Raw genomic sequence first — 17,372 nt, forward strand, 5'->3', positions numbered from 1 at the left:
CTCGCGAATGCAGAGTGTCAGTCGCGATATCTGGTGCCTGACACGGCGCATTCGCGAGCAAGCCCGCTCCCACAGGGTGATTGCATTTCAGGGCGCGAATTTGCGAAACGCCCAACGTCCGGCGATCAGCGTGAATGTCGCGACGAGCGCCACCAGAATCCAAAACCCTTCAGGGTCCGTAGAAAGCGGCACGCCCCCCACGTTCATGCCAAAAAAACCGGCAATGATGTTGATCGGCAACGCCAACACCGTCACCACCGTGAGGGTAAACAGCGTGCGGTTACTTTGCTCGTTGAGGTTGGCGGCGATCTCTTCCTGCAACAGCTTGATGCGTTCACCCAGGGCCGTGAGGTCGTTGATGATCAGCGCAAACTCCTCGGTGGATTTGCGCAATTCCTTCACATCCTCCTTTTGCAGCCATTGCGGCGGGCGGTTGAGCAGGCGCAGCAGCGAGCCCGGCTCCAGCGCCAGCAGGCGTTGCAAGCGCACCAGCACGCGACGGGCAGCGCCCAGTTCGGCACGGTTGGTGGACAGGCGCGAGGACAGCAACTGGTCTTCGATATGGTCGACGCTGATGCTGGTCTTGCGCACGATCTGGGTCAGTACTTCACCCTGGTCGCGCAGCAGGTGCACCAACAGTTCCAGCGGCGAGCGAAAGTGTTCGCCGGCCTTCACCGAGGAGCGCAACTTGTCCACCGAGTGCAGCGGTTGCAGGCGCGCACTGATCAGCAAGCGGCTGCGGGCACACACCCACAACGTGGAAATGTCCGAAGAGACCATGCTGCTGAAGTTGAACACCACGTCGTTGACCACCGCCAGCAAGGCCGAGTCGACATGCTCGATACGGGTGGAGCGCGAGCCCTCGTGCAGCGCCTCGAAAAACTCTTCGGGCAAGTCCAGGTGTGACTGCATCCAGCGCTCGCACGCGGCATGGGCCAGGTTCAGGTGCAGCCACAAGAATTCTTCCGGGTCGTCCGGTTGCTGCAAGGCCTTGAGGGCAGTGGCCGAATCAATCTGCTCGCCTTTTTCACCGGGGCGAAAACGAAAACCGTAGAGCAAGCCAAACAGATCAGGGTCCTGGTGGCTGTGATCAATGCTGTGGTTCATGGAGGCTCTCAAGAAAGGGCCTGTAGGACATTTCACAGGTCGCGTGGCGAATCATTGCAGGGTGAAATGACATTTTTGTGACAGTTTTGGCTTTGCTTTATTGAAATGACATTTATTTGACCATTTGTCAGGATCCGTTCAAGAAGGCTCTAAAACGGCCGATTCAAGCGACAAGAGTCGTTTGATAACAGGGACGTTATGGCGTGCATGCACTAATTCCCTGTATCGAGGCGTTTCCCCGATGAATGTTTTGCGTACCTCCCTGAGAGCACAAATCCTGTCGCTGCTCGGTGGCAGCCTGTTGGCGATGCTGTTGATCGCCTTGGCGTGTTTCAACTTCTTGTCCAACGGGGTACAGAGTTATCGCAGTTTGATTGACGGCCCTTTGCTCACCTCCCAACTGATCGACGAGGCCAACCTGCAATTCAAGGTGCAGGTGCAGGAATGGAAGAACGTGCTGTTGCGTGGCAAGCAGCCCCAGGACATGGAGAAATATTGGGGCCAGTTCCAGGACCGCCAGCGCGATGTGCAAGGCATCCTCACCCGCCTGGTCACCCAGACCAGCCGCGACCCGAGCCTGAGCCGACGCATCGAAACCCTGCGCCAGGAACACCAGCAACTCGGCGTGGCTTACCAGAAGGGCCGTGATGCTTACGTCGCGGCGGGTGCTGATGCGACGGCCGGCGACGTGGCCGTCAAAGGCGTAGACCGTGCCGCCAGCGAGCAGATGAGCGCCCTGGTCAGCGACCTTCGCGAGCAAGGCAGCCAGCAATCCAAGGCCATCAGCGCCTATGCCGAGCGCACCGTACTGGTGGGCCTGGGGATCATGCTGCTGTCCGGTGCGCTGATCGGGCTGTTCAGCCTCTGGTTGATCAACCGCAACCTGATCCTGCCGATCCGTGGCCTGATCGACTACGTGACCCAACTGAGCCATGGCCGCTTCGCCGAACGTGTGGCCAGCCGGCGTCAGGATGAGCTGGGGCACTTGGCCGCTGCGGCCAACACCTTGCGCGACTTCCTCGCCGAAACCTTCAGCCGCTTGCAGCGCAGCGCCACCGACCTGGTCAGTGCCAGCGGCGAGTTGAATTCGATTGCCGGGCAGATGAGCGCCGGCACCCACGAGCAATTCAACCGCACCGACCAGGTGGCCACGGCCATGACCGAAATGTCGGCCACCGCCCAGGAAGTCGCCCGCCACGCGGCCAGCGCTTCACGGGCGGCCGATGAGGCGGATCATTCGGCCCGCGAGGGCGGTGAAGTGATGAAAGTCACCATCGCCACCATCGGCCAGATGCGCAACGAAATCCTCAACACCGGCACCATCATCCGTCAGCTGGAAACCGACAGCGTGCGCATCGGCAAGGTGCTTGAAGTGATTCGCGGCATCGCCGAGCAAACCAACCTGCTGGCGCTCAACGCGGCAATTGAAGCGGCGCGCGCCGGTGAAGCAGGGCGCGGTTTTGCGGTGGTGGCCGATGAAGTGCGCTCGCTGGCGCAACGCACGGCGGCGTCGATCATTGAGATCAATCAGATTATCCACGCGGTGCAAACCGGCGCGGTGGATGCGGCCCAGGCGATTGTCAGCGGCCAGTCCAGCAGTGATGAAAGTGTGGAGAAGGTCGCCCAGGCCGGCGCCATGCTGGCGCACATCACCCAAGCGGTGGAGGCGATCCGCGACATGAACCGTCAGATCGCCACGGCGGCGGAGGAGCAGACGTCGGTGGCCGAGGATATTTCGCGCAACATTACGCAGATCACCACGGTGGCCACGGCCAATATGGACAACGTGCAGCGCACCGAAGCGGCTAGCCAGAATTTGCGGGGGTTGTCGGGGGAGTTGAATGAGGTGACGGCGCGGCTTGGTGCCTGATCCTATTTAAAATGTGGCATAGCCAATGTGGGAGGGGGCTTGCTCCCGATGGCGGTGCGTCAGTCACTGTATCTGTTGACTGAAACTCTGCCATCGGGAGCAAGTCGAATCGTCGCACCGCCCCTCCCACATTTTGACCTCTAGTGTTTTTAAGAAACTCAGGTGTCCTGCTTGTTTTCCAGCACTTCGCCGGTCTTGGCGTCGAGCTTCACATCCCATTTCACGTTGCTGGTATCGCGCATTTCGACTTCGTACACCAGGCGACCGGCTTTGTCTTCCAACTCGGTGTCGGTGATGGTCGCGCCGGCATGTTTGGCCAAGGCGTCGGCATTGAGCTGTTCAAAGGGCTTCACGGCACCGGACTTGAGCAGGCTCTGGATCTGATCAGGACGAACATCCGCCTGGGCCAGGCCGGCGGTGAGGGTCAGGGCGGTGGCAGCGAACAAAGCGGTCAGGGTTTTCATGGTGTGTGTCCTTGTCTGGTGAGCTGTTTAAGTGGCCTCAGGTTAGCCAGCACAACTTAATTCACCCTTAATTATTTCAAGCAGTTGCACCGTTTGTTCAATCCGCCCGCCACTCCACCGCACCGCTTTGAGTTAGCACGCGGTGCGGCCCTGCTCGCCGATGATCAGTATTTATAGTCGTTCAGCAGGTCTTGCACGCTGGACGACGGCCAGCGCTTGTAGAACTTCAACAGTTCGGCGGCGCGGTTGGTGAAGATGCCATCGACGCCAGCGCTCATCACTTTCTGGAAGTCCACCGGCTCGTCCACGGTGTAGACGTGAACCAGCAAGCCCTTGTCGTGGGTCAGCTTGTTCATTTCCGGCTTGACCAGGTCGGTGTAGCTCTGGTCGCCGTGGTTAGTCAGCTCGGCCGACGGACCGGTACCGATGGCGCCGAGGCTCTTGGCGTCGTCGACCCATTTTTCAAACTCGGCGGCGTCTTTGGGTTCTTGCTTGGCGTAGTACGCGGCCTTGGTGGTTTCGCCAGACTCGGTAAATGTCTGCTTGTTCTTCGGTTCGATGCTGCCTTCACCCACCCACAGCAGCAGGATTTTCGGCGTGTTGGGCATCTCTTTTTGCAGCTCGACCAGGCTGGATTTTTCGAAGGTCTGCAGCACCACGCGGCCACGGCCCTGGCCGACACCGGTGTTGCTCTTGCCCAGTTTTGAGCCAGCGGAGCTCAGCCAGCCTTTGTCCAGCAGCTTGTTCTTGAGGTCGGCTTCGATGCCGGGGAATTGCTTGGGTTCCTTGGTCTCGATGTACAGGCCGGGTTTGTGCTGCGGGTTGCCTTCGGCGATCTTGATGATGTCGTCCAGGCTCTGGATTTTCAGGCCGACGAAACCAGGGCGAGCGCGGTCGGGGTAGGCTGCGTTGAACCAACTGCCGGCGTCGAGGGTTTGCAGTTCTTTCCAGGTAAATTCGTTGGCTGGGGCGTCTTTGCGCTCGGGGAACTTGGTGGCTACGTCGGTGGTGCGTTGCAGGTTGTTGTCGTGCAGGGCGAACAGCACGCCGTCCTTACTGCGTTGCAGGTCCATTTCCAGATAGTCGGCGCCCAGGTCGCGAGCAACCTTGTAAGCGGCGGCGGTGGACTCGGGGGCGTCGTAGGAAGCGCCACGGTGGGCGATGACTGCCGGATACGGAATGCCTTCGTTGGTTGCCAATTCAGCCGGGCTGATGGGGCCTGCAGCCTGTGCCTGGCCAAGGCCCAGTGCCAGGGCGAGCAGCAGGGCGCTCTTTAGCGTGGTGGGCACCGGGCCGTTGGTAAACGTGGCAGGCATATGCGAAGTCCTTTCGTGGAGGTGACTTTGAGAAGGCCTCCTTTTTAACAATTGATTGCGAAAGGCGCTATCACCAAACCGACATTAACGTGCGCACGCACCGATTTTCTCGGTATTTTTGCCCGGCATTGCAGTACTCTTGCCGGAAGCTGTCCCGCCAGAGGACAGTACTTTCTGCCACGCGTGTAAACCATCTTTCCAGTCCCTGTGGGACTTTTCAGTGAGGTTTACCATGCGCATCACGTCCGAACTTATCTGCCAGGCCGCCGACCAACTCCATGGTTTTGTCGGCCTGAACCGCAAGACCGGCCACTACATCGTACGTTTCAGCGAAGACTCTTTTGGCATGGACGTGGCCGATGACGGCATCATCCCCACTGCTGAGTTTGTCTGGCTGCCGGCCGCTGACGACACCATGACCCTGTCCCGCGAGCGCATCCAGTTGCTGATGGACCAGAACATCGATGACCGCATTAACATCACTGAGCCGCTGCGGGTGTATATGCGGCGGGTGGAGATTCCACAGATCAGTGCGTTGCGTAGCCTGGTCAGCTGACCGACACTTTTTTCCGGTCATGTGAAGACCAACCTGTGGAGCGGGCTTGCTCGCGAAAGCGGTGTGTCAGGTATGAGTCTGGTGACTGACCCACCGCTTTCGCGAGCAAGCCCGCTCCCACAGGGGTATGCATGTCAACTTTGGAAGAAGTAGGTTCGTTCGACTTTGCACACCCGTGTTTGAAACGCTGAGTACCAGGTGCCGCGCCCTTGCTGGCGTACCGCCCGGTGCTCGGCATGCTGCTTCCACGCCAGAATCGCCGCTTCGCTTTCCCAGTACGACACGGTAATCCCCACGCCATCCTCCCGCGCCGATTCCACGCCGAGAAACCCCGGCTGCGCATGGGCCAGCGCCAGCATGCGGCCGGCGGCCTCGCCGTAGCCATGATCCCCCTCGGTACGCAGCGAGGTGAATATCACCGCGTAATAGGGCGGGGCCGGTGTGCGGGCGATCATGCCGACACCGTCTGGCAGGCCTTGAGCAGGGCTATCGCCAGTGGTGGGGTGATGCCCTTGAGCGCAGCGCGTTCGGGTTGGAACAGCGTGGCGACGAAGAACGGATGGTTCAGCAACTCCACGGCGCGTACGTCGCCTGTGCAATCGTGACCGCTGGCAATCAAATCGCCTTGCAGCAGTGCATTCAGGCACTCAGGGTTTATGCCGTAGCGGCAGCGGTAGCCTTCATTGAGATCCAAGCCGCCGTACGCTTCGGCGGCGCGGGTGTAAGGCACCAAACGTACATTTTCGGTTGCCTCCACCAGGGCACAGTTCAACGGTGTGATCACGGCACGCTTGGCGTTGGGTGCCAATTCGCCATGTTCGGCATCGGCCCAGCCCAGCACGTTGCGGGCATATTCCAGTACGGCGTGTTGGAAACCCCCGCAGGTGCCAAGGAATGGCCGCTTGTGTTCGCGGGCAAAGCGAATCGCCCGCAGGGCGCCGTCGCTGTCGCGGTAGGGGCTGGCGGGCACGCACCAGAAACCGTCGAAGCCGTGGAGCGATTCAGGCAGGGCGTCCGTGTCGAGCCATTGCACATGAACGGTCAGGTTCAGCATATCGGCGGCCTGTTGCAGCGCCAGGGGGATGGCCTGGTGGGCAATGACTTCAGGGTTGTAATCGCCGATCAGGGCGAGGTGCAGTGGGGTGGTTTTCATCGTGTGTAGCCCATGGCTTGTGGTGTCCTGGGTCGCACTATAGATTGGCGTCTGCGCAATCAATATTGGCATTTACCCATAGGTTCAATGCAGTGACGCACTATCAAATGGATTACCCCGACCTCTCGTTGATCCTTGCCCTGGTGCGCGGTGGCACGCTGGCACGGGCGGCCGCGTTGTTGCGGGTGGATGTGTCCACGGTGTTTCGGGCCGTGCGGCGTTTGGAGGCCGCGCTGGGCCAGACGTTGTTCGATAAAAGCCGCGCCGGCTACCTGCCCACCGGTCTGGCCAAGGACCTGGCGCAGCAGGCCGAACGTGCAGAACAGGCCCTGGAAGCTGCGCGCATTGGCGTGGAGCAGGGCGGTGAGGTGATCAGCGGCACGGTCCGCCTGACCTGTACCGACTCGGTGTTGCAAGGCTTGCTGCTGCCCGCCTTGGCGCAGTTCATGCCCACGTATCCGGCGCTGGTCCTGGAGTTGAGCACCTCGAATGATTTTGCCAACCTCAGCCGCCGTGACGCGGATATCGCCTTGCGCCTGACCCGCACGCCGCCGGAGCACCTGGTAGGGCGTTGCCTGGGCACTGTGGCCTACCAAGTGTGCGCAAGCCCCACATACGCCCGGCAGCATCAGGGGCGCGAGTTAGCCGAACTTGCGTGGATCGCCCCGGACGATTTCATGCCCGATCACCCCACTGTCGCCTGGCGCCGTGAACATCTACCGGGCGTGCGCCCCAGTTATCGCTGCAACAGCATGTTGTCGGTCAGCGAATTGGTGCGGGCGGGCATGGGTGTGGCGGCGTTGCCGGATTTTCTCCTGGACGGCGGTTTGCAACCACTGGGCCCGGCGCTGGCCGGGCACGATACGGCGTTGTGGTTGCTAACACGTCCGGATTGTCGGGCGTTGCGTTCGGTAGTGACGCTGTTTGATGAGTTGGGGCGGCATGTGCAGATGAGATCGTAAGCACGACGCGGGTCAAATGTGGGGCCTCAGGTTTTGCGCACAAAATGCTCATGCATCTCGCAGGTCAGGCTTTCGATATGTTCGGTCAACTGCTTGGTCATTTCCGTCAGCCGGGTGTTCTGCTCCAGCAATTCCAGCAACTGCTTGGTGGTTTGCGCGGCCTGGGCCTGGCGCTCGGTGTTGGCTATTGCCAAGGCTTCACGGTGCTGCGCGTCGGCGTCGGACTGGGCTTTATCGCGCGCGGCCTGGCGGGTTTGGGCCAGCAGGATCAACGGCGCGGCATAGGCCGATTGCAGGCTGAACGCCAGGTTGAGCAGGATGAACGGGTACACGTCGAAGTGCGTGATACCGGTCATGTTCAGCACCACCCACAGCACCACGATGGCGGTTTGCGCGCCAAGAAAGGTGGGGGTACCGAAGAACCGGGCGAAGGCCTCGGCCTTGAGGGCGAACGTGTCGTTGCCGAAAGTCGGCGCAAGGTGGGCGTGGCCGCGGTGGAAACGCAGGTGGTCGACGGGGGCGGTTTCAGGTTTATCTGGGGTCATGGCGGGCTCGGATCTTTGGCTTGAACACAGTCACGCACTATAGACCGAGCCCCTCGCCGAGCACATGAAGAACCGGTCAGCTGTCGCCGCGCTCGTTCTTCAGGCCGTCTGGGCGATCACGTCGTCACTGATGTTGACCCGGTTGCGCCCGGTGTCCTTGGCCACATACAGCGCCCGGTCTGCCGCATTCAGCCACATGGCGGCATCGGTGTAGGACTGCTGGAACTGCGCAAGGCCGATGCTCAGGCTGACGCGCAATTGAGGGATCTGCGGGTTGCGGTAGTTGCTGAAGGTTTCACGCACGCGCTCCATGGCCAACGCGGCCTGCGCCAGGGGCATTTGCGGAAGAATCACGCAGAACTCGTCGCCGCCGTAACGTCCGGCCAGGTCGTTTTCCCGCAGGGCTCGCCGCAATTCCACACTCAGTTGTCGCAGCACGGCGTCGCCGACGATGTGGCCGTGGGAGTCATTGATCTGTTTGAAGTGGTCGATGTCGATCAGCGCGATGGTGGCGTGGCCTTGTTGCTGCTGGCATTTGTGGAACTTGAGTTGCAGCAGGTCTTTCCACGAGCCGTGGTTGAGCAGGCCGGTCAGGCTGTCGATGCGGCTCAGGGCGCTGAGGGCGCGTTTGTGTTCCGACAGTTTGATCGCCAATTTGTAGCAGACCATGCCAATGGCCATAGGGTAGAGGGTTAACATCGGCAGGCAGGCATACACCTGCACCAGGCTGACGGACGGGTTGAAGTGGATACCGAACAGCAAGCCCGCCACGCCCACGCCAGCCACTTGCGCCAGTGCACCACGGATAAGCAGGCGCTTGCCGCCGGCGGCGACGTTATTCATGGCGACCATCGACAGCAGGGTCACGGTCGTCAGCGGGGTGAACTGCAAGGTTGCGGCCCAGAACCCACTGAACAGTGCATCCCACAGCAGGTTGCGCTGTTCGGCGTCGTAGGGGAATTTGGAGCGGCTCGCCAGCAAATACGCCAGGTGCGGCCAGACAAAACCGTTGACCAGCAGTAATGACCAGATCCATCCAGGCTTTGCCAACGGATACAGGGCGGCGATCACACTGATGCAGCACATGGCTGTGCCGATGATCCTTGGCCGGTAGATGCGCCTGGCAAACGAAAGCCCTTTGCCTTGTCTGTTTTCCATAGATTCCTGGGTCAACTCTTTTGCAGATACGACGACACACGTTCGCGAGGTAACCGTTGATCGGATAATACCCGTGAATATTGTCAGTTATTCCCGTGGGAATAATCAGTGTCCTTCCAGGCCATTTCTGCAAAACAGAGGGCGAATGCGTCAAAAGCGACCCGGAATGTCGTCCCTGCAACCGTTTTTACTGCACCGGAGCGGGCGTGACCTCATAGCCGGCCAGGAACAGGTCGATGGCTGACTCGATCACGCTGGCTTGTTGGGCCGGATCCAGGATGGGTTGGCCGAGGGTGATCTGGGGCCAGAAGGCGAAGGCTTTGAGCATGCCCTGGATCTGGTGCGCGGCAAATGCCGGGTCGCTGCAACTGAGACGGCCGTCTTCCTGGGCGGCGCGTACCCACTGGGTAAAGCCTTCTTCGCGCAGACTCAGGCGGGTAACCATGTCTTGGGCGCGTTCGGGTGAATGAATGGTGGCGGCAATAGCCACTCGGGCCAGGTCGAGGAAGTTGGCGTCCGACATCATCTTCATCTTGGCTTGCAGCAAGCCGCGCAGTTGTTCGCGCAATGGGTGCTCTCCGCTATAGCTCACATCCAACTGCGCCGCACTGCTGGCCCAGAGTTGATGGAGAATCTCGGCGAAGAGTTCTTCCTTGCTGGGGAAGTGGTTGTACACCGTGCGCTTGGAAACCCCGGCGGTGGCGGCGATCTTGTCCATACTGGTGACCTCGAACCCGTTATCGCGAAACTCGGCGATGGCGCCAGCCACGATGGCTTCGCGCTTGCGGTCGGTGAGGCGTAGAGGGGCAGTCATGGGGATCGGCTCTTGAGAGAATTACACTGGGTAGTTTACTTGTTACGGCTTTTGTTGCAATCTAGAAACTACACTGTGCAGTGTAATTTATGAGCGGTCTGTAGGAGTTACCTGGTAATGGCCACGATTTCATCCCGTCTCGACCCCGCGCCTGCCGCCCTCAAGCCTGCCGAGCAGGAGCAAGGGCACTTCAGTAATGATGCCCCTGTGCAGCACGGTGGTTTTGGCAAAACCTTGCGCATCTTCTGGAACATGCTGTTCAACAAACCGCGCACTACGCGGCCAGTGGGGCAGATCCCGGTACAGCCGTTGACCCGCGCGCAATTGCTCGCGGCACCCGATCACAGTGTGTTCCGCCTGGGGCATTCCACCGTACTGCTGAAAATGCGTGGCAAGTTCTGGGTCACAGACCCGGTGTTCGCCGAGCGCGCCTCCCCGTTCAGTTGGGCCGGCCCCAAGCGTTTCCATCAGCCGCCCATCAGCCTTGAAGAACTGCCGCCATTGGAAGCGGTGATTCTTTCCCACAATCACTACGATCATCTTGACCACAAGGCTGTCGTCCAATTGGCCGAAAAAACCCAATACTTCCTGGCGCCGCTGGGTGTGGGCGACATTCTGGTGAAGTGGGGCGTGGATGCCAGCAAAGTGCGGCAGTTGGATTGGTGGCAAGGCACCGAGGTGGACGGCATTCGCTTTGTCGCCACGCCCGCACAACATTTTTCCGGGCGGGGTCTGTTTGATGCCAACCAGACCCTGTGGTGTTCCTGGGTGATGATCGATGGCCCACGGCGGATTTTTTTCAGCGGCGACACCGGTTACTTCGATGGCTTCAAACGCATCGGTGAACAGTACGGCCCGTTTGACCTGACATTGATGGAAACCGGGGCTTACAACGTCGACTGGCCCCATGTGCACATGCAGCCGGAGCAAACCTTGCAGGCACATATAGACCTCAAGGGCCGGTGGCTGCTGCCGATTCACAACGGCACTTTCGACCTGGCGTTCCATGCCTGGCACGAACCCTTTGATCGCATCATGGCCCTGGCGTGGGAGCAGAACGTGTCGATTACCACGCCGCCGATGGGGCAGGCGTTCAGCTTGAACCAACCTGAGCGTGGGTCCGCGTGGTGGTTGGAGGTGGAGACTCAAGGTGTTGAAGACCGTGCGGTGAGCTGAGAAGTCGCTGTGCTTGAAAAAGGAATTTTCAAGGTGTTTCCACCTTGCGACAGTGCCTGTTGACGGTGCGATGATCCTGCGAATTCTATGTCTCGGGAGTCACGCAGGATGGACGAAAAGTGCAGTAAGTATTGGCGCCCAAGTGTGCCTTGCCCCACAGGGCATCCCTCATCGTTGTCCTCAGACTGTATGTTGCCTGCGGCGCCTGCTGGCGCCATGGGTGAGCCTCCTGGCAAGCGTGGGGTTGCGTTCGACAGTGCGCCCCCCGCCTCTGAGCATTCGCCGTCGGGTATCTCCCTTCCCAGGCAAGATGTGCCTGGACCGCTGATGAAAACCGTGCGGGACCCGGCGCTGTCACTCAATGCCTTGAGTGGTAGCGACCCTTCGGGGCCCGTGATGGTGGAAGTCCCCCTTGTATCAAACAACAGCACCCTGGCCGCCCTTCACCTGTTGGCGGGTTGGCGCATAGGGTTTGCCCATCGTTCTGTCGGTGTTGAAGCCCCTGAGGTGCTTTGCCACAGTGCGGCGTTTCTCCAGGCCTTGAACCTTCTGCGCTCGGCAGGGGCTTTGCTGGTCCCGGTGGACGCTTGCCGGGGCGACGACGCCAGTCACTTCACCTTGCAGGCTCGAAATGAAATCGAGGCGTGCGTCAGCGAGCATTGCCTGGACGCCGTTGTGTCCGAAAGCAACAGCACTGCGTTTCATGCTGCTTGCACAAGTGGCTCTCCAGGCGTGTGTGAGTCACTGACGGATGGATCGCTGCTTTGGTTTTATGGTGCCCGTTGGGCAGGTGATCGTTTGATGGCGCTGGTGCATATTTACCGCCAGCTACTACAACAGGCGGGCTAGATGCCCACGTCATAGAGAGAGTGATCGGACTGGGCGGCAGGATTCGCCTCAACGGCGATGCGAGGATGCCTTTTTAGACTGGCGGCGGGTTATCGGTTGATAACTCTTACATTCAGTCAAGTAGAGGGGCATTTCATGATTGGACCAATTTCGTCCATGGGGTGGGCAACGGACCTGCTTCAGACACTTTCCAACCCAGTGCAAGGCTTCAAGAGTGCCAGCCAGATGACTGGCGAAATGGCCAGGCAAGGTGGGGTGACTTCAGAGTCCCTTGTAAAGGACTCGTTGAAGCAAATCGCCAATATTGATAAAGGGCTACAAGGCGGTAACGCTTTTGTGGAAACCAACCCCGATGCCCGAAAAGAAGCCAAGGCTCGCGATCTGGAGCGTGCCAAGGGACATTCGCGAGGTTATTTGCATGGGGTTCCGGTAGCGCTGAAGGATGTGTTCGAAACCAATGACCGCATGCAGACAAGCGCAGGTTCGAAGGCATTGGTTGGGGCTCCAGCGGCCAAAAATGCCAAGGTCGTCGACAACTTGTTGAAGGCCGGTGCGGTGATTGTGGGTAAAACCAACATGAGTGAGTTGTCCAACTTCCGTTCTGAATCTCCAGTCGATGGGTGGAGTTCGCGCGGTGGTCAAACGCTCAATCCGCATCGGTTGGGGGGGCAGGTAGCAGGGTCGAGTTCAGGTTCTGCCGTGGCGGTGGCCCAAGGGCATGTGCCGCTGGCCCTGGGGGTTGAAACCAACGGCTCGATTATTGCCCCGGCAGCGTTCAACGGTGTTTTCGGTTTGAAAACCACGGCGGGTCTCATCAGTAACGAAGGCGTCATGACCAGTTCTCGACTGGATACGGTCGGCACCTTTACGCGAAATATCTGTGATGCGGCCGAGGCACTCAACGCCATGACCGAAACCCACGCGTACGACGATGGTTTGCGTGCCGATGCGTTGAAGGGCAAGCGAATCGGCTATACGCCTTTGCCTAAGTTGTCTGCAGACGAGGCCGGAAACCCGGCAATCGTTGCCGACAGAAAACACTTTGAGCAGGCGCTCAAAGTCTTGAAAGACAACGGTGCCATTCTGGTTCCCATAGACCGACTGGATGACGATGTCCCAGAGCAAACCTATAAACATTACAACGATGCCTTGTTAGCCGACGTCAAACAGCAGCTTGAAGGCTACCTTGCCGGCCGGGATGGTTTGCCAGTCAAGTCTCTGTCGGAACTGATTGAGTTCAACAAGCGCAATCAACAACCTGGAGATCCTGACCAGGCACTGCTGGAAATGATCAATGGCTTGGACGTGTCCAAGGAGCAGCGCGAAAAACTGTGGGAAGAGATTGTGCCGATCTTCCAGGCAACCATCGACGGGCCACTCAAGGCAAATAAGCTTGATGCGATGCTGTCGAACTTTCTGTCCAACAGCTACTTCTTTAGCGCCGCAGCGGGCTACCCGGGCATATCCATACCGTCCGGCATGGATGATGAAGGCATGCCTACCGCGCTTCACCTCTACGGTACGGGTAACAGCGAGGCCACGTTGCTGTCGATTGCCTACGGTTATGAGCAGGCATCACACGCAATCAGGGAACCTGCCTTCCTGCCTGGCACTCCACGCTCGCCAGAGGCTGTGAGCGCAAACGAAGCGGTCTAAGTGACAGAAAAAACGACTGACCGTACTCAACGCTCTGCTGCCGTGGCTGTTTCCTATGTTTGGGTCATAAAGTACGGCGCGGTTTACACCCAAGGCCATGGAGGGAGGCCACGGCCTTGGTCGAACGCCTGAAGCCGTCTATTTCAAGACCACGGTGATTGCGCTGCGCACTAAGCGCCATTGGGTTGAGGTGCTGTCGAGCCAAGCAAGCGCGCGATGATGCTTTGCTCAGCGGGCTCTGTGGAGGCTGTGTCAAACCGGCGAACACTCATTCCCCAGCCGGGTGCAAACCCTGGAAAAAACACCAGTCCTTCCGCCTCCAGGCGAAACGCCAGGGTCAGGCGGGTTTCATCCGACACTTCGGCGTGGGTTTCGAAACGTTGTACCGCCTCCACCGCTATGCCGGCCTGGCGGGCCAGGTCTTCCCGGCTCCAGCCCAGCATCGCACGGGCTTGTACGCTGTGTTTGGCGGTGAATTGATGCAGGACGATCTGCTGTTCTACAAAAGAGCTCTTTGCCAGGGAGGACATGGGGTTTCTCCAGGGTTTGACGGGGTAGGGCAAACTATACTGTGTTTTTGTACAGTTGTTTTGACCGCTCATCAACTGCCTTTTGGTTTATGCTCACCCTCTCGCAATCTATTGAGCCTATTCATTGGCGCAGGAGCGCAAATTGCTGACCTTCAACTGCTCTCAAGCCGCGTGCGACTTTTTCAGTCGCACCCACAAAGGCAAGAAAATCACCTCCGTTGAGAAGCCTGCGGTCGTCGAAACACAAGACCCGGCATTGCAAAGCGATTCGGACCAGTGGCTGGTGCACGCGGCGACAGTGCAGCGTAAGCATGTGCTGTTGGTGATTCATTTGAAAACGCGCTATTGCATGCTGTTTTTTGACATGAAAAAAGCCGACAGCGCCGCATTTATCCACGCGTTTGCGAGTCGTTGGGAAGAAGGCGTGGCGAATTTGGCAATGAGGTGCGAGATGCTCGATAAGCTCGACCCAGAAGGGTGCAAGCGGCTATTGGATGACTCGCTTGAATCCTATCGCCTGGTCCAACGCACACACCGCAGCAGCCAGACGCAACTCAATGAAATCCTGAGAAATTTCAAATGGAACGCCGAGGATTTTGACTTCGTGACGCGACCTTGGAGTGCCCAGCGCTATGACGCGGGCATTAATGGCACACCTCGTAGCATTCCAGGGATCGAGGGGTATGGGTTCCCCGATAAGGAAATGCTGGTTCACTTTTTGGTGACCCTAGGCGGCGTGGACGCCTCCACGGTCAAAGAGGCGCGAGAAAAGTATCTTAAACACGTTAGATCACTGCCTACACCTTAAACATTGCCGGCACCCGGCAGCGCCTCTCGAATAATCAGGTGATCCAGGTTCTCGATATTGGCGCTGAATACCCCGAATGTCTGTTCGGGGTTTTTCTTGCTCGGCACTTGTTTGAGCTGCGGCGTTACTCCGTAGAAGAAGCAATACAATGGACGTTCGCTTTCTAGCGCCGCCTTGATCTGCTCCAGGAATGCCATGCGCTTGCGGTAGTTGTCGACGAGTTTTTTGCTCAGGTAGACGTTGACCGAATAGGGCTTCTTGTCGAGCCACACCTTCTTTTCGAAGTCGATGCGAAAGCTGTTGGTGTAGTCCTTGATCGCCTTGATCTTGCCCCAGTAGATCAGGCCCTTGTTGTCTTGCAGGTATTCGATCTTTTTGAAAAAAGTCCAGTAGGTGGCGGTGTGATCGCCGATCTTCAACGGCATGGACTTGAGCTTGTCCTTATCGTCGATGTTGGACACGTAGCATTCCACCGGGTGGGCGAACACGCTGGTTTTATCTGGGGTGGAGTCGCTGGCGACATGGGCGCGGGGAGCGCTGCTTGAAGTCGCTTGCGTTGGCTCTTGTGGGGTGTTTGCTGCACTGCCAATAACGGGTGTTTTGCGCTCGTACTGACGGCGGGTGAGCACAAATTCCGATGGGAAATGTTCCTCGCGTTCGTCTTCACTTTCACCGCTCGCCGCTTTGTGCGTACTGGCGTAACGGCAGCCGTCGATATGCCGGGTGCTGGTCTTGTTCTTGAAGTGCGGCGTGCGCTGGTAATGGACGTTCTTGGCGTTGAAGGTGCTTAGCGCATTGCTGGAATCGAACGCGGCACGGCATTCATCGTTAGGGCAGAGAAAGCTGTCTTTGTCGGAATCGAACACAGCGGTTTCGTCGAAATTCAGGTCTCTTACGTCGTAGATCGACAGTTTTTCATCGAGACTCAGGCAATAGGCCGTGTCGAATTTCATGGGGCTCTGGTCCGTGAGTGGAGTGAGTGGATATTACCCAGATATCGGCTATCACGGAGATCAGAATGTAGTCGCTGTCGAACTTTAGCGAGGCTGCGAAGGGATCGACTCGGTTTCCTAGTCAACCCCACCCACCCGCATCACCGCTGCAACCGAGCCCGTTTTTTCTTCTTCGCATGAAAATGCCGAAAATGCGCATCCTGCGCCGCCGCCAACAACTCCCGATCCCCACGGGTATCGCCCCAGGCCCGCAGCCGATACTCCCCCAGGTCCCCATACACCGCCTCCAGCCTGAGCACCTTGTTCTCACACCGGCAGTTATTCCCGGTGAGCTTACCGGTCAACACCCCGTCGACCACCTCAAGCTCGGTGCCGATCAACTTGATCCCCAGCCGATCTGCAAACGGTTGCAACACCAATGCAGGCGATGCCGAACACAGCGTCACCTCCGCTCCGGAGCCCAACTCCTGTTCTACCGACAGTACCCCAGCCGGGCGCATCAACCGCGCCCAATTCTTCTGGCAGTACTCCTCAGCCTTCTGTTGCACCCAAGTCTTCTCCACCCCAGTCATAAAGGTGCGGATCAACTGCGCCTTCAACTCATCCCGGCTGATCTGGCGCAACAAAAACCGTAGCCCCGGAATCGCCAGTTTCACCATCCGGCCATAGAACTCGCCGGGACCGAAGGCGAACTTGAGGAAGGGGACGAAACTGTCGTGGTGGGTCAGGGTGCCGTCGAAGTCAAAGACGGAGAGTACTTTGGCGTCTGCGGGGCCGGCTTCGAGCATGTCTGGATTCACGGGTGTGCCTCGGTCCTTTCTAATATTTTTTGAGCGTGTGTCAGGTTGTGACAGCAGGAGCTTACTCCCGTGCCAATCTTTGGACTTTTGCATAAAGCCCTTGGCTGAAAGTGTCCCGATCAGATGATCGGTGACAACGCTGATGGCAATTGGGGCACAAGGCTACAGCATTGCTGGTGCGATCCGAACCCTTCTGGGCGAGGTGCTTGACGTGATGTACTTCAAGACATGGCAAACCTTCGCCCATAAAAAAGCCCCGAACAGGTCAGGGCTTCTTGATGTTGCTCGGCGCAGGAATCAATCCCAGCTCAGCGCACCACCGGTCTGGTACTCGATCACACGGGTCTCAAAGAAGTTCTTCTCTTTCTTCAAGTCCATGATCTCGCTCATCCACGGGAACGGGTTGGTCGTGCCTGGGTACTCTTCCTTCAAGCCAATCTGCGACAGACGACGGTTGGCGATGAACTTGAGGTAGTCCTCCATCATCGCCGCGTTCATGCCCAGCACGCCGCGCGGCATGGTATCGCGTGCGTATTCGATCTCCAGCTGAGTCCCTTGCAGGATCATCTGGGTCGCTTCTTCCTTCATCTCGGCATCCCACAGGTGCGGGTTTTCGATTTTGATCTGGTTGATCACGTCGATACCGAAGTTCAGG

19 protein-coding genes and 1 pseudogene are annotated in these 17,372 nt (G+C 58.6%); 7 read left to right on the forward strand and 13 right to left on the reverse strand.

Annotated features, from left to right (window positions below; all coding sequences use genetic code 11):
- Positions 1-87: 87 nt before the first annotated feature.
- Positions 88-1,107 (reverse strand): transporter, encoded by a 1,020-nt coding sequence (locus tag DYL59_RS30290; RefSeq protein ID WP_135292465.1) that lies wholly within the window; start codon positions 1,105-1,107, stop codon positions 88-90.
- A gap of 241 nt (positions 1,108-1,348) precedes the next feature.
- On the opposite strand from DYL59_RS30290, the gene DYL59_RS30295 reads away from it, so the two are divergent.
- The gene (locus DYL59_RS30295; protein ID WP_135292466.1) at positions 1,349-2,977 is read left to right on the forward strand and encodes a methyl-accepting chemotaxis protein; all 1,629 of its coding nucleotides are present in this window, start codon (positions 1,349-1,351) and stop codon (positions 2,975-2,977) included.
- Positions 2,978-3,135: 158 nt separating this feature from the next.
- Here the strand turns inward: DYL59_RS30295 and DYL59_RS30300 are convergent, their stop codons facing one another.
- On the reverse strand, positions 3,136-3,441 hold the full coding sequence (locus DYL59_RS30300) for a PepSY domain-containing protein (protein ID WP_135292467.1): 306 nt from the start codon (positions 3,439-3,441) through the stop codon (positions 3,136-3,138).
- Positions 3,442-3,605: 164 nt separating this feature from the next.
- On the reverse strand, positions 3,606-4,757 hold the full coding sequence (locus tag DYL59_RS30305) for a glycerophosphodiester phosphodiesterase family protein (protein ID WP_135292468.1): 1,152 nt from the start codon (positions 4,755-4,757) through the stop codon (positions 3,606-3,608).
- A gap of 232 nt (positions 4,758-4,989) precedes the next feature.
- On the opposite strand from DYL59_RS30305, the gene DYL59_RS30310 reads away from it, so the two are divergent.
- Positions 4,990-5,313, forward strand: coding sequence for a DUF2025 family protein (locus DYL59_RS30310; protein ID WP_135292469.1), 324 nt, complete (start codon positions 4,990-4,992; stop codon positions 5,311-5,313).
- Between the two features lie 134 nt (positions 5,314-5,447).
- On the opposite strand, the gene DYL59_RS30315 is transcribed toward DYL59_RS30310, so the two are convergent.
- Both DYL59_RS30315 and DYL59_RS30320 read right to left on the reverse strand, forming a co-directional pair.
- Positions 5,448-5,768, reverse strand: coding sequence for an antibiotic biosynthesis monooxygenase family protein (locus DYL59_RS30315; RefSeq protein ID WP_135292470.1), 321 nt, complete (start codon positions 5,766-5,768; stop codon positions 5,448-5,450).
- Positions 5,765-6,466, reverse strand: a complete 702-nt coding sequence (locus DYL59_RS30320) for a CTP synthase C-terminal region-related (seleno)protein (RefSeq protein ID WP_135292471.1) — start codon at positions 6,464-6,466, stop codon at positions 5,765-5,767. The genes DYL59_RS30315 and DYL59_RS30320 overlap by 4 nt, the downstream gene beginning before the upstream one ends.
- Positions 6,467-6,573: 107 nt before the next feature.
- Here DYL59_RS30320 and DYL59_RS30325 point away from each other — a divergent pair, with 107 nt between their 5' ends.
- A complete protein-coding gene (locus DYL59_RS30325) occupies positions 6,574-7,428 on the forward strand; it encodes a LysR family transcriptional regulator (protein ID WP_135292481.1) in 855 nt (284 codons plus the stop codon).
- A 26-nt stretch (positions 7,429-7,454) separates the two neighbouring features.
- Here DYL59_RS30325 and DYL59_RS30330 read toward each other — a convergent pair whose 3' ends face one another.
- The 3 genes from DYL59_RS30330 to DYL59_RS30340 form a co-directional block, all read right to left on the reverse strand.
- Positions 7,455-7,973, reverse strand: coding sequence for a DUF1003 domain-containing protein (locus DYL59_RS30330; RefSeq protein ID WP_135292472.1), 519 nt, complete (start codon positions 7,971-7,973; stop codon positions 7,455-7,457).
- A gap of 99 nt (positions 7,974-8,072) precedes the next feature.
- Entirely contained in the window at positions 8,073-9,131 is a 1,059-nt protein-coding gene (locus DYL59_RS30335) for a diguanylate cyclase (protein WP_135292473.1), read from the reverse strand.
- Between the two features lie 187 nt (positions 9,132-9,318).
- Complete coding sequence (locus tag DYL59_RS30340; protein ID WP_135292474.1) at positions 9,319-9,945, reverse strand: TetR/AcrR family transcriptional regulator; 627 nt, start codon at positions 9,943-9,945, stop codon at positions 9,319-9,321.
- Between the two features lie 117 nt (positions 9,946-10,062).
- On the opposite strand from DYL59_RS30340, the gene DYL59_RS30345 reads away from it, so the two are divergent.
- The 3 genes from DYL59_RS30345 to DYL59_RS30355 all read left to right on the forward strand — a co-directional run bounded on the left by DYL59_RS30345 (position 10,063) and on the right by DYL59_RS30355 (position 13,626).
- A complete protein-coding gene (locus DYL59_RS30345) occupies positions 10,063-11,121 on the forward strand; it encodes an MBL fold metallo-hydrolase (RefSeq protein ID WP_135292475.1) in 1,059 nt (352 codons plus the stop codon).
- A 327-nt stretch (positions 11,122-11,448) separates the two neighbouring features.
- Positions 11,449-11,970, forward strand: coding sequence for a hypothetical protein (locus tag DYL59_RS30350; protein ID WP_167496742.1), 522 nt, complete (start codon positions 11,449-11,451; stop codon positions 11,968-11,970).
- A 225-nt stretch (positions 11,971-12,195) separates the two neighbouring features.
- A complete protein-coding gene (locus DYL59_RS30355) occupies positions 12,196-13,626 on the forward strand; it encodes an amidase family protein (RefSeq protein ID WP_135292482.1) in 1,431 nt (476 codons plus the stop codon).
- Positions 13,627-13,796: 170 nt separating this feature from the next.
- Here DYL59_RS30355 and DYL59_RS30360 read toward each other — a convergent pair whose 3' ends face one another.
- A complete protein-coding gene (locus DYL59_RS30360; RefSeq protein WP_135292477.1) occupies positions 13,797-14,156 on the reverse strand; it encodes a helix-turn-helix domain-containing protein in 360 nt (119 codons plus the stop codon).
- Between the two features lie 142 nt (positions 14,157-14,298).
- On the opposite strand from DYL59_RS30360, the gene DYL59_RS30365 reads away from it, so the two are divergent.
- A complete protein-coding gene (locus DYL59_RS30365) occupies positions 14,299-14,964 on the forward strand; it encodes a DUF6933 domain-containing protein (protein ID WP_135292478.1) in 666 nt (221 codons plus the stop codon).
- On the opposite strand, the gene DYL59_RS30370 is transcribed toward DYL59_RS30365, so the two are convergent.
- The 4 genes and pseudogenes from DYL59_RS30370 to DYL59_RS30385 all read right to left on the reverse strand — a co-directional run.
- Positions 14,961-15,917: a hypothetical protein gene (locus DYL59_RS30370; RefSeq protein WP_135292479.1), complete on the reverse strand. Its 957-nt coding sequence runs from the start codon at positions 15,915-15,917 to the stop codon at positions 14,961-14,963. The two genes, DYL59_RS30365 and DYL59_RS30370, sit on opposite strands and share 4 nt — an antisense overlap.
- 140 nt (positions 15,918-16,057) lie before the next feature.
- A complete protein-coding gene (locus DYL59_RS30375; protein ID WP_135292480.1) occupies positions 16,058-16,705 on the reverse strand; it encodes an HAD-IB family hydrolase in 648 nt (215 codons plus the stop codon).
- A gap of 73 nt (positions 16,706-16,778) precedes the next feature.
- Positions 16,779-16,967, reverse strand: a pseudogene (locus tag DYL59_RS30380) (HNH endonuclease); the annotation flags it as partial.
- A 47-nt stretch (positions 16,968-17,014) separates the two neighbouring features.
- Positions 17,015-17,372 (reverse strand): ribonucleotide-diphosphate reductase subunit beta (locus DYL59_RS30385; protein WP_193557534.1); only part of this gene is annotated, 358 nt, incomplete at its 5' end.

It is taken from the genome of Pseudomonas kairouanensis, from assembly GCF_004682055.1.
In the GTDB taxonomy this organism is placed as follows: Bacteria; Pseudomonadota; Gammaproteobacteria; order Pseudomonadales; family Pseudomonadaceae; genus Aquipseudomonas; species Aquipseudomonas kairouanensis.